Source organism: Desulfonatronum thiosulfatophilum (assembly GCF_900104215.1).
GTDB lineage: Bacteria > Desulfobacterota > Desulfovibrionia > Desulfovibrionales > Desulfonatronaceae > Desulfonatronum > Desulfonatronum thiosulfatophilum.
Window position 1 is genome coordinate 107224 of the sequence record NZ_FMXO01000004.1, and the last position, 15380, is coordinate 122603.

The following is a 15380-nucleotide window of genomic DNA, read 5'->3' on the forward strand; positions in this document are numbered from 1 at the left end:
AACGCCTCGGCAAGCTCAAGGACCCGGCCCGCCGTTCCAAATCGGCGTTATTCGACGACCATCACTGCCCCCATCACAAGCCTTTCGCTTGCATTTACAATCCCTGTTCATATTTCTCGATGAGCACTTCTGGCAAAGCCTCAGGGCGAGGGTTTCTGGGTAATAACTGTTCGCGGATTCCTATCGCAATCCAAATCGAAATCGCAATCGAAATCGCAATCGAAATCGCAATCGAAAAAAAACGCTTTCCCTCGTTGAGCCGTGATCCTTATTTATATGGTCTTCGATTTCGATTGCGATTTCGATTGCGACTGCGGTGGGACAGAGTGTTCAGGTGTATCTATATCCTCCCGAATTTATGATAAAATCGAAATTTCCTGCAAGCCTCTGGCAATCACCTTGTCTTTCCCATCAGTCTTAACTAACATTCATTCCTTTTCGCAATTTTCAGGTTGGTATTCATGACATCACGTGGACCGCATATCTCCATTCCTCATATTCGTTTATTGCCCCGGGTATTCAATTTGACGCAGGAACAGGTCGATTCCTGGCCGGAAAGCGTCCGTTCCCTGGCCGTGGAAATGGCCGCGGAACTTTTTCTGCTGCGTTACAATCCGTTCATTGCACCGGACATGGTTCGGAACAGCGTGAATGCGCAACTGTCGGCCAACGCCCCTTCCCTGGACTCGGAATATGCCACTGCCCTGGAACAGGCCGTGGATCATTTCTGGCAGGACTACGAGGCGGAACAAAATTTCAAGTCCGACCTGATCAAGCGCCTTCAGGAATGTCTGCCCACGGAGTGCATTAACAATAATCCCAATGCCCTGGTGGAGTGCTCAACGGACGCTACGGACTTGCGCCTGGAACTGCCGTTGCTGGTGGTGGCTCCGGAAAATACCGAACAGGTCCAGTGCATTATCCGATTGGCCAATGAAATGGGTTTCAGCATCGTGCCCCGCGGCGGCGGTTCCGGCCTGACCGGAGGGGCCATTCCGGCCGGAAAACGAACGGTAATGCTCAGCCTGAGCCGGATGAAAAACATCCTCAGTATCGACAAGAAGGAAAAAAAATTGTGCGCCCAAAGCGGCGTGATCACCCTGAACGCGATCCAGGCGGCTGCCGGCCAGGGTCTGCTGTTCACCGTTGATCCGGCGTCCAAGGCAGCTTCGTCCCTGGGGGGCAACATCTCCGAGAACGCCGGAGGCCCCTTCGCCTTTGAGTACGGAACCACCCTGGACAACATCCTCAGCTATGTCATGGTCCTGCCCAGCGGGGACTGCATCGAGGTGCGGCGGAAAAATCATCCTCTGCACAAGATTCTTCCCAACGAGGACGCCGTTTTTGAGGTTCTGGACGATCAGGGACAACCGCGGGAAACCATTTCCCTCCACGGGAGCGATATCCGCGGCGAGAACCTGGGCAAGGACGTTTCCAACAAGTTTCTCGGCGGCCTGCCTGGAATCCAGAAAGAAGGCGTGGACGGCATCATCACCGAAGCCTGCTTCATTCTGCACCCCATGCCCGCCTATTCCCGCACGCTGTGCCTTGAATTCTATGGTCGGAGCATGCATCCGGCCATGCTGGTCATCAATGACCTGGTGGCCATGCGCGACACCATCCGGGAGCAGGGGGACCTGGTCAAAATGTCCGCTCTGGAAGAATTCGGGACCAAATACGTCCAGGCCATCGAGTACCAAAAGAAATCATCCCGATATGAGGGCGATCCGATCTCGGTGCTTCTGATCCAGATGGACTCGGACGACGAGGCCGCGCTGGATGGAGCTGTCGGAACAGTGGTGGACATTGTCGGTCCGTATGAGAACGTGGATGTATTCGTGGCCTCGGACTCCAAGCAGGCTGAAATATTCTGGGAGGATCGCCACCGCCTCAGCGCCATCACCCGCCGGACCAGCGGTTTCAAGATCAACGAGGACATCGTCATCCCGCTGAAGGTGATTCCCGAATTTTCGGACTTTTTGGAACATCTGAATCTGCGATGTCTGGCCAAGGCCTACCGCCGGGCTCTCCAGGAAGTCGCCGGCCTTCAGGGTGTGGCCGACCAAGACGAATTTGTGGAAATGGAGCTGGACTACTGCGCTCGGATTCTCAAAGACGAAATTACGGCCAAGGAGTTGTCGGACCAGGAGTTCGAGATCCAGACCCAGTTTTTCTTTCAGGATCTGCGCAACCGCTACCCCCGTTTGCAGCCGGAACTGGACGAAATCCTGACCCGGATGCGGGCCACGCGGATTATCGTGGCCAATCACATGCACGCCGGTGACGGCAACTGCCACGTCAACATCCCCGTCAACTCCAACGATCCCCAAATGCTGCATCAGGCAGAGGAAGCGGCGGGCGAAGTCTTCAAGAAAGTCCTGGAACTCAAGGGCGCGGTTTCCGGCGAGCACGGCATCGGGATCACCAAGATCGCCTTCCTGCCCGATGAGAAGATCCAGGCCTTGAAAGCCTACAAGAACAAGGTGGATCCTAAAAATATCATCAACCCCGGGAAGCTGACCCTGCGCGAGCAGCCCTCCCCCCCGTACACCTTTTCCTTCAATCGGCTGATCCAGGACTTGAGCCGGAGCGGATTGCCGGAACGGGATCGGTTGATCAGGCTGCTGACCAACATCCAGACATGCTCGCGCTGCGGAAAATGCAAGCAGGTCTGCCCAATGTATCTTCCGGCTCAGGGCCTGTTGTTCCACCCCCGCAACAAGAACATCAGCCTGGGTGCGATGATCGAGGCTATTTACTACACCCAAACCCTGACCGGACAGCCCGAGCAGAGACTGCTCAAGGAACTGGGCAGGTTGATGCAGCACTGCACCGGATGCGGCAAATGCACATCCGCATGCCCCGTCAAGATCAACACACCGGATGTTGTTCTGGAACTGCGGGGGTATCTGCAGGGCAAGGGCGCGGACGGCCATCCATTCAAGAATCGGATCATGGACTACCTGGCCAAGGATCCTCCGTGCCGCCTGCCACGGGCTGCAAAATTCATGGCCGTGGCGCAGAATATTCAGAACAAGGCCATTGGCCTTGTTCCGACCAAATGGCGGCAGCGGGCTGAGAGTCCGTTGCTGCGCGGCAAGGGGCCGCAGCTGGAATTCAGGAATCTGTCTGAAAGCTTGAGCCTGGGCAAAGGCAGCATCTTCATTCCCGCCGGAAACGGAAAATCCATCCAGAATAAAGAGACGGTGCTCTATTTTCCGGGCTGCGGGGCCGGCCTGTTTTTTCGCTCCATCGGCCTGGCCACGATCAGCCTGCTTTTGAAAGCCGATTGCCAGGTCATTCTCCCGGAAAGCCACCTGTGCTGCGGTTATCCCCTGTTGGCCGGAGGCAGTGAGAAGGCGTTTCAAACCAACAAGGACCGAAATGTCGCGGCCCTGACCCGCCTGCTGAACAAGGCCAAGGGCCAAGGGTTCACGGTCTCACATATCATCACGGCCTGCGGTTCCTGCCGGGAAGGCGTGAAGGATTATCATTTGGCGGCGAAGGCCGGACATGCCCTGAAACACCAGGACTCCCTCCAGTTTCTTTTGCAGCGCCTGGCGCACAAGCTGCCGGAATCGCTTCATGCTCCAGGGCCGTTGCTTTATCATGCCGCCTGCCATAACGAATGGTCCGGCGTGGAGGGAGTCAAATCCGGAAAAATCTATGCCGAGGCCCTGTCCAAGCTTCTGAAGACGGACGTGCGGATCAGCCCCCACTGCTGCGGAGAAAGCGGCCTGGGCGCCATGACCTCGCCGGCCATCTACAACAAGCTGCGGCGAAGGAAAACGGATCAATTGCGGTCGGACATCGAGCAGATGGATTCCCCGGAACCGATCCTGGTGGGGTGTCCCTCCTGTCGTATCGGCTTGACCAGATGCCTGCAGGAACTGGGGCAACAGAAAAAGGTAGTGCATACAATGGAATACATGGCTGGCCTTCTTGCCGGGGAGGACTGGGAAAAGAACGCCGCCAAGGAGATCGCCCAATCCCGTTTCACCCAACGAAATACCAGGACATGACGAGGACTCTCTTACAGAGACTACTTTCTATTTTCGCAGATTTTCTATCGCAGCGCGTTAGGACTTAACCACCAAGGCATTGAACCGAAAACCACTGAGGAGCGATCATTGATGAGCACGCATTTTTCGGCAAGTTACAGTTTTACCATGGACATTCGGCTGGAAAAAAAGCAGGAGAACCGCGTTCGACTGCTGGAGACCCTGGGGCGGGAGGGTGCCCGACTAATCCAGTTCTTTCGCATGGGCGACAACATGGAGGCCGAGGAAATCACCATTGAGTTCTACGCAACTTCAGTGGAGCACGGGGAAAAGGTGGTAGCGGCGCTGCAAGACCTGCCGGGTGTTTTGGAATCCTGGGCCACGGACACGACCATGGCCATCCATGACGGAGGCAAGCTTGAAATCTCTCCCACATCCTCCGTGGACAATGCCGACGAACTGGCCATGGCTTATACCCCTGGCGTGGCCAGGGTCTGCCAGGAAATTCACAAGAATCCGGAGCGGGCTTTTGATCTGACCATCCGGCAAAATTGCGTAGCCGTAGTTTCCGACGGCACCGCCGTGCTCGGGCTCGGCAACATCGGTCCCCTGGCAGCCATGCCCGTGATGGAAGGCAAGGCAGTTCTTTTCAAGGCCTTTGGACGGGTGGACGCGTTTCCGCTGTGCGTGAAAACGAAGACTCCGGAAGAATTGATCGACTTCGTGGAAAAGGTCGCACCGTCTTTTGGCGGCATCAACCTGGAAGACATCGCTGCCCCGGCCTGCTTTCAAGTGGAACAGGAACTGAAAAAACGTCTGGACATCCCGGTGTTTCACGACGACCAGCACGGCACCGCGGTAGTCGCCCTGGCCGCGCTGCTCAATTCGTTGAAGCTGTCCGGGAAGAAGATCGGGGAGCTGAAGATGGTGATCAACGGCTTCGGAGCCGCGGGCGTGGCCTGCGCCAAGATGTTTGCCGAAGCCGGGGTCAAGAACATCATACCCTGCGACCGGGCCGGCGCGATCTACCGTGGACGCACCCAGGGCATGAATTCCGTCAAAGAAGAATGCGCTCAAATCTTTAACCCAAATAACGAACAAGGTTCTCTGAGCGAGGTGATCCAGGGGGCGGATATATTTATCGGCCTTTCCGGCCCCGGCACGTTGAAGCGGGAGGATGTCCTGAAGATGGCGCCCAAGCCGATCATCTTTGCCATGGCCAATCCCATTCCGGAAATTCTGCCCGAAGAAATCGCCGACCTGGACTGCCTGATCGCCACGGGCCGTTCCGATTATCCGAACCAGATCAACAACGTGCTCTGCTTTCCCGGCATTTTCCGCGGGGCGCTGGATTGTCGGGCTTCGGACATCAACGAGGCCATGAAGCTCGCCGCGGCGCAGGCCATTGCAGACTGCGTCGACGACGAGCAACTGGCCCAGGGCATCATCATTCCCAGCGCCTTTCACCCCGGCGTGGCCGATTTTGTGGCCGAACGCGTCGAGCAGGCCGCCAGGGACAGCGGAGTCGCCAGGATTTAATGCCCTCCCGAGGCATTTAGCATGCGTCTGTTGGGCATCGACTACGGTACGAAACGGGTGGGCCTGGCTTTGAGCGACGGCCTGGGGCTTCTGGCCCACCCGTATGCAACCCTGGAAAAGACGACTCGGGATCGGCTTTTTGCCGACCTGCTGGCGATCATCGCCAAGGAAGATGTTGGCGCCGTGGTGCTCGGCCTGCCCCAATCCCTGAGCGGGGAGGACACCGATACGACCCGCCAGGTCCGTAATTTCGCCCAGAGCCTGCGACGCCGCACGGCGATACCGGTATACTTTCAGAACGAAGCGTTCAGTTCGCGGGAAGCTGAATCACAATTGTGGCAGAGCGGACGCCGCGGTCGAAAACTGCGCCCGGTGCTGGACCGGCAATCTGCCGTGATTATTCTCAACGATTATCTGGAATGCACCAGAGAATCCCGAACCGACGTCTCTTAGGAGGACCCATGGAATCAATCCTGTCCCCGATAATCATTATCCTTGTCGTTGTCTTTTTTGCGTATATCATGCGCCGCGGCGGCGGCTTTTCCGGGTGAGGCCCGGCCAAGGGTTGCGGTCCGCAACCACCGGAGCAGCAGGGGAAAAAGCCTGCGGGCAAGGGAAAAGGCAAGCAGGAACGCAGCTGAGCAGTTGCCAGCACGCTATCAATTGATGAAGGCGGGCAGTGAGAATTTGCTTGCAAACTCAGAAATAATACTTTAAGTATCGACGTTTCGCGTGGAGAGGTGTCCGAGCGGCCGAAGGAGCACGATTGGAAATCGTGTGTACGCTAACCCCGTACCGTGGGTTCAAATCCCACCCTCTCCGCCATTATTTCAGGTATTTAAGCCGCCCCTTGGGGCGGCTTTTTTGTTGTCTCGGGATCTAACGCATGGCCTCGGGGAAAAGTTTGGCGGCCATTTCGCGCAGCTTGTACTTCTGGATCTTTCCGCTGGCGGTCATGGGATACGAGTCCACGAAGGCCACGTAACGCGGCGTCTTGTAGCGGGCGATCTTGCCGCGGCAGAAGTCGCGGACCTCTTCCGGCGTCAAGGTCGCGCCGGGTTTGGGGATGATGAAGGCGCCCACTTCCTCGCCGTACTTGCGGCTGGCCACGCCCGCCACCTGCACGTCCGAGACGCCCTCCAATGTGTAGAGAAACTCCTCAATCTCCCGCGGATAGATGTTTTCCCCGCCCCGGATGATCATGTCCTTGATCCGCCCGGTGATGGCCAGATAGCCCTCCTCGTCCATTACGCCCAAATCTCCCGAGTGCAGCCAGCCGTCCGCGTCGATGGTCTGGGCCGTGGCTTCAGGCATGTTGTAGTAGCCCTTCATCACATTATAGCCTCGGCAGCAAACCTCGCCCTGGACTCCGCTCGGCACGGGCTCGTTCGTCTCCGGATCAACGACGCGCACCTCGATGGCCGGCATGGCCCGACCCACGCTGGCTACGCGGCGGTTGACATCGTCGTCCACCCTGGTCTGGGTCATCACCGGCGACGTTTCGGTCAGACCGTAGCAGATGGTGATGTCGTTCATGTACATCTTCTCCATGACCTGGCGCATGACGCGAACCGGACAGGGCGAGCCGGCCATGATTCCGGTGCGCAGGGAGCTGAAGTCGAACTTGGGGAAAAGGCGATGCTCCAGCACGGCGATGAACATGGTGGGCACGCCGTAGAGTGCGGTGCAGCGTTCCTGCTCCACCGAGGCCATGACATGCACCGGATTGAATCCCTCCAGAATGACCAGGGTGCTGCCGTGGCTGACCGCGGCCAGCACGCCCAGCACGCATCCGAAACAGTGGAACAGGGGTACGGGCAGGCAGATCCGGTCTTTGTGGGTGAAGAGCTGGTTTTCGCCGATCCAGTAACCGTTGTTGGCGATATTGTAGTGCGTCAGCATCACCCCTTTGGGGAAGCCCGTGGTGCCGGAGGTGTATTGCATATTCACCACGTCGTGGGGGTTCAAGGCGTCCTGCCGGGCTTGATACTCGGATTGCGGCGTCATGTGTCCCAAGGCGAGCAGCTCCGGAATGGAGTACATGCCGCGGTGCTTTTCCGGGCCAAGAAAGAGGACGCGTTTCAGGTGCGGGAAGCGCGCGCTCTTCAGGTGTCCGCGAGGCATCGTGCGCAGCTCCGGGACCAGTTCGTTGATGGTGGCCACGTAGTCCGTATCCCGGAAACCGTCGATCAGAAAGATGTTTTCCGTCTCGGATTGTTCCAGAATATATGCCAGTTCGTTGGTTTTGTAGTTGGTATTCACGGTCAGCAGCACCGCGCCGATCTTGGCCGTGGCGAACTGCAGCGCCACCCAGTACGGCACGTTGGTGGCCCAGACGGCCACCTTTTCACCGTGTTGCACGCCGAGATGCATCAGCCCTTTGGCCAGTTGATCGACCACCTCGCCGAATTCACTGTAGGTCAGGCGAAAGCCGCGGTCGACATAGACCACGGCGTCGTTGTCCGGGTGGTTCCTGACTGCCTCGTCCAGAAGTTGGCCCAAGGTAATTTCTCGTAGAATGGAATTGTCCACAAAGCGCTCCTTCGCAATATCGGAATATCGACAACTGGCCGGGTGCGCGACAACCGGCCAAAATTTCTCTCAGACCGCTACTCCGGAATGTAGAGCACGGCGTAGATTTCAGCGGGATCCGGACCTGCCGTTCCCAGGTGATGCGGCACCGCGGAATTGTAGTATACAGAGTCTCCCGCCTTCAGGCGATGAGTCTCCTGGCCGTAGAGGATCTCGATCTCACCGGAAGCCACGATGATGAATTCCTCGCCCTCGTGAAAGGACAGCTTTTTTTCCGTGGAGGACTCGGGAAGAACCTGGATGAAGAACGGTTCCATGTGCCGGTCGGTCTTGCCCTGGCCGAGAGGGAAGAAGCGAAGGGCCACGGGACCGCCCTGATCGTGATGCATGTTCAGGCCGGCTTGACGCTCCTCAAGACGGACAACCAGGGGGTCACGACTGACGTGATCATCCAGAAACGTCCCCAGGCGTACTCCGAGACCTCGGGCAATTTTCAAAAGCGGCCCCAGGGACGGCGGGTTTCCCGATGCTTCTATCCTGGCGATAAATTCCGCGGGCAGGCCGCTGCGTTCGGCCAGGTCTTCCAGGCTCAGTTCCCGTTCTTCGCGCAAACTCCGAATTCTGACTCCGACGTTTTCTTTGCTCATGTTTGTTACCTTTGGTATGCATGACCGCGGCAGCGATCTGATTGAACGAAGGTCGACCAACTTCCCGACTGCGGGAATTCGGCTAGATCAATGATGTACATGTCGATAAAAAAGGTTGTCATATTCAGCATCCCGTCCTCGTGCAACCCCAGATTCATCTGATGCGTTCCGAAAATAATAGCCAGGATCTCCACGCAACTGAAAAAGGACTTGTCCATGTGCTCGGACTGGGCCAGTCTGTTCAGGAGATTTCCGCACCGCGCATGGAGTTGATCAATTCCGCGGAGCTGCTTGTGGCCGGAAAACGACTGCATGGGGCATTTCCTGACTATCAGGGAAGGCGGATTACCTTGAAGGCCCCTCTGGCTCAGGTGATGGATGAACTGGAACAAGTCGTCGTCGATCATGGCCCGCGGGTCGTGGTGCTGGTCGGCGGAGATCCCTGTTATTACGGCATAGGTCCGCTCCTGGTGCAACGCCTGGGTCCGGAGCGGGTGCGGCTGCATCCCGGAACCACCACGCTCCAGGCCGCTGCTTCCCTGCTGGGCTTGGCCTGGCAGCATGTCGGCGTGGTTTCCCTGCATGGCCGAAACGGCACGACTCTGCTTTTTGCAGCTCTGGCCCGCAACCGACATGTTGCCGTGTACACCGACGACAGCAATACACCGGCGGCCGTGGCGACCATGGTCCTGGAGCGGGGGGGGGAGAACTTCCGGATGTGGGTCTTTGAAGATCTGGGCACGCCGGAGCAACGCTGGGGACAATTCACCTTGGAGCAGGTTCTGGGACAGGAGTTCTCGCCCTTGAACCTGGTTCTTCTGGAACGTACCGCGGAGCCTGAACTGCAGATTTGCCTGGGCATGGCCGAAAAAGATTACTGCCGCGAGAACGGGCTGATCACCAAGCGGACGGTTCGCGCCGCCGTGATCGCGGCCCTGGCGTTGCAGCCGGACAACTTGCTCTGGGATCTCGGAGCCGGGTGCGGTTCCGTGGGCCTCGAAGCCGGCTTGCTGCTGCCTCAGGGCGGCGTGACAGCTGTGGAGAGAGAGCCGCGAAGAGTGGCCATGATCCGGGAGAACATCCGCCGGACCAATGCCTTTTGGCTGCAGGTGGTTCAAGGCAGGATGCCCGAGTGTCTACATGGACTGCCGGTTCCGGATCGTATCTTTATCGGCGGGGGGCTCTCCGGCGGCATGTCTATTCTGGAGGAGGCCTGCATGCGTCTCAAGCCGGGCGGGCGGCTCGTGGCCTCAGTCGTTCTCCTGCAAAGCCTGGAGCGGATCAGGGATCATCTTGAGCACATGCGCTGGCCTCTCGAAATACTGCAGATCCAGGCCAGCCATGCCGTGCCTCTGGCTGGCGGGCATCGCCTACAATCCCAGAATCCGATTTTTCTCGTCTGCACTCTCAAACCGGAAGATGCGACACCGTGACAAATCATAACCCACCCCTCGTCCATTTCGTCGGCGCCGGTCCCGGTGATCCGGAGTTGCTGACAGTCAAGGCCCAGCGCCTCATCCGGGAGGCGGATCTGATCATCTACGCCGGCTCACTGGTTCCCCGGACCATGCTGGATCAGGCCAAGTCCCGGGCCAGAATTCATGATTCCGCCGGACTGACTCTGAAGCAGACTCACGGCCTGATCCGGGACGCGGTCCTTTCCGGTGAATTCGTGGTCCGGTTGCACACCGGCGATCCGGGTCTTTACGGTGCTGTACGCGAACAAGTCCGCTTGCTGGAAGCGGAAGGAATTGACTACGCCGTGGTCCCCGGGGTCACCGCGGCCATGGCCGCGGCGGCCGCGACGAGAATTTCATTCACGATTCCCGAGACCTGCCAGACTCTGATCCTGACGCGCATGGGCGGGCTTACTCCAGTACCGGAGCGCGAAAGATTGCGCGGTCTCGCCACGCATCGGGCCGCTCTGGCCGTCTATCTCAGCGGGCCCAACCACCTGGAGATGGCCCGGGAACTTCTGGACGGAGGCTATCCGTCGGACACGATGATCATCGCGGCGCACCGGGTCGGGTGGCCCGAAGAGCGGATTGAGCGCCTGACCCTGGACAAACTGGCCGCAAGCGAGGCAAGGACGCACTGGAAACGACAGACGGTGTTCCTGGTCTTGCCGGGACAGGAACAGTCCACATCCTCGCGCCTCTATGCGCCGGAATTTGAACACGGGTTTCGTGACGCCGTCGATCCTGCGACGGGGGAATGATCCGGTTGTCTTGCACCGTCATCCGAATCTTGAGCAATACCATGAACCAAAACGCACGAATCTACGTTGCCGGTCATCGCGGGCTGGTGGGATCGGCCTTGGTGAGGGCTTTGGAAGGCGAAGGATATACCCGGATTCTCAAGCGGACTAGCGTTGAATTGGACCTGACGAACCAGGCTGCCGTGCGAGAATTTTTCCAACGCGAACGTCCGGAGTACGTCTTTCTGGCCGCGGCCAAAGTCGGCGGTATTCTGGCCAACAACACCTATCCAGCCCAATTCATCCACATCAATCTGGCCATCCAGACCAACGTGATCCACGAGGCTTGGCGTCACGGCGTGCAGCGTCTGCTTTTTCTGGGATCATCGTGCATCTATCCGCGGGAATGCCCTCAGCCCATGAAGGAGGAGTACCTGCTGACCGGACCGCTGGAGCCCACCAATCGGCCCTATGCCGTGGCCAAGATCGCGGGCATTGAGATGTGTCGGGCCTACAACCGGGAGTACGGAACCCGCTACCTGGCGGTAATGCCCACCAATCTGTACGGACCCAACGACAATTACGATCTGGCCGGCAGCCATGTGATCCCGGCAATGATCCGCAAGTTTCACGAGGCCAAGGTTTCCGGCTCCGGACAAGTGGTCCTCTGGGGTACCGGCAGCCCCCGGCGCGAATTCCTGCACGTGGACGACCTGGCCCGGGGCTGCGTGCACTTGATGCGACTGGAGGGAGGCGGCGAAGAAGCTTTTCTGGATTCAGAAAACGTACCCTTGATCAACATCGGTTCAGGCGTTGACCAGACCATCCGTGAGCTGGCCGAAATGGTCCGCGAGGTGGTTGAATACACAGGCGAGATTGTCTGGGATGCGGACAAGCCGGACGGCACGCCGCGCAAACTCCTGGATGTGAACAAGATGAACGCCGTGGGCTGGCAGCCGAGCCTCACTCTGCGGGAAGGATTGGCCGTAACGTATCAAGACTTTCTCGCCAGGACATCGAGCTGACTTGTCATGCGGCATTCCTGTCAAAAGCTTTCATCCTAAAATTCACGACATCCTTCGGATTGACATCATTCGCTGGAGAAATACCTATTCTGGTATTGGCGTCAGCTGCATTGACCATCCTCGCATCGCTCCTCTTTCCGGTATTCTTCCTGAAGTCACAGCTTCTTGACGTCGCCCCGCCACTCGTCCTCTGCAGGTTGATGATTGCCCATTAGGCGTTTATTCAAGGCCCGTCACGGCAACAATTCTTGCTTGCAGGGGAAATGGATTTCTGGAGGTCTTTCCATGAAAACGATTTCATTTTCTTGTGCATTGCTGCCAGCTTTCCTCATTCTCCTGCTTTCTGGTTGCGCTCAGACATTTACCCGCGAAGGCTTGCGAATGGTTGACGAGGATGTTGGCATTCATCGACTTCGAGCAGAACCGCAAGCCTATGCCGGACAGACCGTTCTTTTGGGAGGCGCAATCATCGAGGTCGAGAACTTCGCCGACCATACGGAACTTGTGATTCTGCACCATGAGCTCGGCTTCACCAACAGGCCCAACCATCGCCGTCCCTCCGGGGAACGGTTTCTGGTACGAATTCCGAGATTTCTCGACCCGGCGATCTATCATCCGGGGAGATGGATCACGGTTCTGGGTACCGTGGCCGGCGGGGAACAGCGGCTTCTTCAGCGCGCCACCTATCTTTACCCTGTCATAGTCGGAAATGAGCTGCACCTGTGGCCTCTGGACCAAAATGCTCCCGGCAGGAGTCGGCTCCATTTCGGACTTGGCATCGGCATTGGACTCTGAACTAAACTGGAAAAAGTGCTGTTACCCTGAAACCAGTTGAGGTAATCCATGCGTGTACCCATTATGTTGACATTGATGGCATCGGCGCTGTTGGGAGGATGTACACATGCCGTTTCGCCTGCCTTGCTGGATATGGCGGATCGGGATCTTTCTTTTGCGGAACTGCGACAACAGCCTCAAGCCAATCAGGGAAAAATTGTCGTCCTCGGCGGAGTTATCGTCCAGGTTTTGCACTCCGAAGAAGGTTCCTTGCTGGAAGTCTATCAGACCAGGACCAACCATTTAGGCGAGCCGGTCGACCTGGACCGTTCCGGCGGACGGTTCATGGTACTCCATCCCGCCGTGCTGGAGCCGGGAATCTATCGCAAGGGGCGAAGGGTGACCGTGGCCGGACGAGTGATCGGTGAAATGATTGGGGATTTGGGAAATCTGGAATACCGATATCCATATCTTGCAGCCTTGGAAATCCGTCTCTGGGAAGAGCGGCCGCAACCTCGGCATGATCCATTTCATGATCCGTTCTATGGCCCGTTTTACAGTCCGTACTGGGACCCCTGGTACGGAAGGTACCGCCGACATCCCACTCTTTTCCCCTACCGGCGACATCCGTTTTATTCACCCTGGTGGTGATCCATTTCGATTTTCTTGCCCCTGGGGTGCGGCGGCGGTCCCAGGCTGAGTTAACAATAAAGTCGTCCAGGCGCCGGATTGCTCCGCGCCTGGACGACTTTGCTGCTGGATTGTACTCGCTGCTACCAAGTGCTGTTGCCTTCCTGGTATTCCGGCATGGCCTCCAGTTCCTGCTCGGTCATGGGAACGTAGACCCGCAAATCATCCCCATTGCCACGGTGGATTTCCACCTCGTCAATGTCAATGGCCACGCTGTGCGTGCCGATGCCGAGAAAACCGCCGACATCCACGACCAAACGTTCGACGTCGCCCTGGGGCGTGATCAGGACCTGATCTACATTGCCCACATTTTCGTGGTTGCTGTCATAGACATCGGCATTCTGAAGATCGTTCACGCTGATCAGGCCAGGCGAGACCCGATCATAGCCCTCTTGCGGTTCCACGCCCTCTCTGGTTCGGTGTGGGCGAGTCGGATCCGTGGTGGGTTGTTCTTGTTCATGAGCGTCGCGCGGCCGGACTTGCTGATCATTGTCCATGCCTTCACCCGGAGCTGTGCGACGATTCGTTTCGTTCATCCGCTGATTCTGCTGACCGGTGCTCCGCTCCTGCTGATCGCCGTAGGTCTGGCGGCCGTTCTGATCAGTTTCTCGCTGCTCCCTGGTCATCCCAGGCTGAGCCGCATCACCAGTGTGGTCCTCGGCATCCCTGCCCAAGTCAGGAGTTGAGCGGTTGCGGTCAATTTCTCTTTGTTCTCCCGGAGTCCACATTTCGTCACCCTGACCAGCGGGACCTGTTCGGTCGCTCTGGATGCCTCTGTCTTCCTGTCCTTGTCTGGTGGTGCGGTCGGTGTCCTGGGTCTGTGCAAATGCAGGATTCAGATACAACAAACCGGCAACAATGCTGATGACTAAAGTTTTCATAAGACCTCCTCAAGTCTGATAATTGGTGGTTGAACAATGTGCTTTAAGCCTTTTTATTCATCCACCGTGAATTCATCTGCCACAAGAACTCGCCTCTTGATTTCTATCATCATTAATCAACGTTGTTTTGAAAATGGGGGAACTCATGTATCCAGTAGCTAGAAGACATGTACTTTAAGGAATGTAATATTTTTATGCTGAACCACTTGTAAAAGTTTCAAAATATTCGCTTCGAAATTCTCGAAGTTGCATCATTGTTAGAAAATTGGTCGGAATACTCAAGTTAAAGCGGTTTCTCATCCGGGATTAAAAAAAAGCCGTCCAGGCGTGAATTAAAAACTTCGCCCGGACAGCTTTATCATGTTGTTCTGGGACAAATGACTAGTTGTCTCTTACTTGCTGCTGAGTTCTCAATTCTTCGATCATGGGAATGTAGACGCGCAACTCATCCTTGTCCTCATCCTTATGGATATCTACGTCTACTATGTCGAAGGCCACGCTGTGCGCATCGATTCCGAGAAATCCACCAACATCCACGACCAAGCGCTCGACCTCGCCCTCAGGTGTGACCAGGACCTGATCCACATGGCCTACACTTTCGTGGTTGTCGTCATAGACAACGGCATTCCGGAGATTGTCCTGATCGATTTTGTCAGGCGTTACCCGTTCGTACCCCTCTTGGGGCTCCACTTCAGTAATCTGGTGCGGACGAGCCGCGTCCCTGGAGGATTCTTGCTGCTCATGCGCGCCGCGCGGTTGGAACTGTTGGTCCTGTCCCATTCCTTCACCCGGAGCAGGACTCGTGGGGTCTTCGGCGCCTCTTCCCAACTCAGGGGTTGAGCGATTTCGGTCGACTTCTCTCTGCCCTCCGGGAGTCCAAATTCCGTTGTCAGGATCGGCGGGTCCGGTACGTTCACTTTGGATATCCGTATCTTGCTGAGGCTGACTGGGCATGCGTTCGGTATCCTGGGTCTGTGCAAATGCAGGATTCAGATACAACAATCCGGAAATAATGCTGATGATCAATGTTTTCATAAAAATACCTCCTCAGGTCCTATTGGTGATTGGGATTACCTTAAATGATAATCATCCTT

General features: G+C 57.0%; 12 protein-coding genes and 1 tRNA gene. 9 read left to right on the top strand and 4 right to left on the bottom strand.

Annotated features, from left to right (window positions below; genetic code table 11):
- The first annotated feature begins 461 nt into the window (after positions 1-461).
- The 4 genes from BLP93_RS04295 (at position 462) to BLP93_RS04310 (ending at position 6365) form a co-directional block, all read left to right on the top strand.
- Positions 462-4022, top strand: coding sequence for an FAD-binding and (Fe-S)-binding domain-containing protein (locus BLP93_RS04295; protein ID WP_092117568.1), 3561 nt, complete (start codon positions 462-464; stop codon positions 4020-4022).
- Between the two features lie 111 nt (positions 4023-4133).
- On the top strand, positions 4134-5540 hold the full coding sequence (locus BLP93_RS04300) for an NAD(P)-dependent malic enzyme (RefSeq protein ID WP_092117571.1): 1407 nt from the start codon (positions 4134-4136) through the stop codon (positions 5538-5540).
- A 21-nt stretch (positions 5541-5561) separates the two neighbouring features.
- Positions 5562-5993, top strand: a complete 432-nt coding sequence (gene ruvX / locus BLP93_RS04305; RefSeq protein WP_092117574.1) for a Holliday junction resolvase RuvX — start codon at positions 5562-5564, stop codon at positions 5991-5993.
- A gap of 281 nt (positions 5994-6274) precedes the next feature.
- Positions 6275-6365: transfer RNA gene (locus tag BLP93_RS04310), tRNA-Ser, on the top strand.
- A 54-nt stretch (positions 6366-6419) separates the two neighbouring features.
- On the opposite strand, the gene BLP93_RS04315 is transcribed toward BLP93_RS04310, so the two are convergent.
- A complete protein-coding gene (locus tag BLP93_RS04315; RefSeq protein ID WP_092117577.1) occupies positions 6420-8072 on the bottom strand; it encodes an AMP-binding protein in 1653 nt (550 codons plus the stop codon).
- Between the two features lie 77 nt (positions 8073-8149).
- The gene (locus tag BLP93_RS04320; protein ID WP_092117580.1) at positions 8150-8719 is read right to left on the bottom strand and encodes a helix-turn-helix domain-containing protein; all 570 of its coding nucleotides are present in this window, start codon (positions 8717-8719) and stop codon (positions 8150-8152) included.
- Positions 8720-8880: 161 nt separating this feature from the next.
- Between BLP93_RS04320 and cbiE the strand changes: the two genes are divergently transcribed.
- The 5 genes from cbiE (at position 8881) to BLP93_RS04345 (ending at position 13366) form a co-directional block, all read left to right on the top strand.
- The gene (gene cbiE / locus BLP93_RS04325; protein WP_139162912.1) at positions 8881-10152 is read left to right on the top strand and encodes a precorrin-6y C5,15-methyltransferase (decarboxylating) subunit CbiE; all 1272 of its coding nucleotides are present in this window, start codon (positions 8881-8883) and stop codon (positions 10150-10152) included.
- Entirely contained in the window at positions 10149-10937 is a 789-nt protein-coding gene (gene cobM / locus BLP93_RS04330; RefSeq protein ID WP_092117586.1) for a precorrin-4 C(11)-methyltransferase, read from the top strand. Before cbiE ends, cobM begins: the two co-directional genes overlap by 4 nt.
- Positions 10938-10978: 41 nt before the next feature.
- Complete coding sequence (locus tag BLP93_RS04335; RefSeq protein ID WP_092117589.1) at positions 10979-11941, top strand: GDP-L-fucose synthase family protein; 963 nt, start codon at positions 10979-10981, stop codon at positions 11939-11941.
- A gap of 285 nt (positions 11942-12226) precedes the next feature.
- Complete coding sequence (locus BLP93_RS04340) at positions 12227-12736, top strand: Slp family lipoprotein (protein WP_092117592.1); 510 nt, start codon at positions 12227-12229, stop codon at positions 12734-12736.
- A gap of 48 nt (positions 12737-12784) precedes the next feature.
- Positions 12785-13366, top strand: coding sequence for a Slp family lipoprotein (locus BLP93_RS04345; RefSeq protein ID WP_092117595.1), 582 nt, complete (start codon positions 12785-12787; stop codon positions 13364-13366).
- Between the two features lie 122 nt (positions 13367-13488).
- Here the strand turns inward: BLP93_RS04345 and BLP93_RS04350 are convergent, their stop codons facing one another.
- Positions 13489-14286 carry a PRC-barrel domain-containing protein gene (locus tag BLP93_RS04350; RefSeq protein WP_092117598.1) on the bottom strand — a complete coding sequence of 266 codons (798 nt, stop codon included), beginning with the start codon at positions 14284-14286 and terminating at the stop codon, positions 13489-13491.
- A 381-nt stretch (positions 14287-14667) separates the two neighbouring features.
- Complete coding sequence (locus BLP93_RS04355) at positions 14668-15321, bottom strand: PRC-barrel domain-containing protein (RefSeq protein WP_092117601.1); 654 nt, start codon at positions 15319-15321, stop codon at positions 14668-14670.
- Positions 15322-15380: the final 59 nt, after the last annotated feature.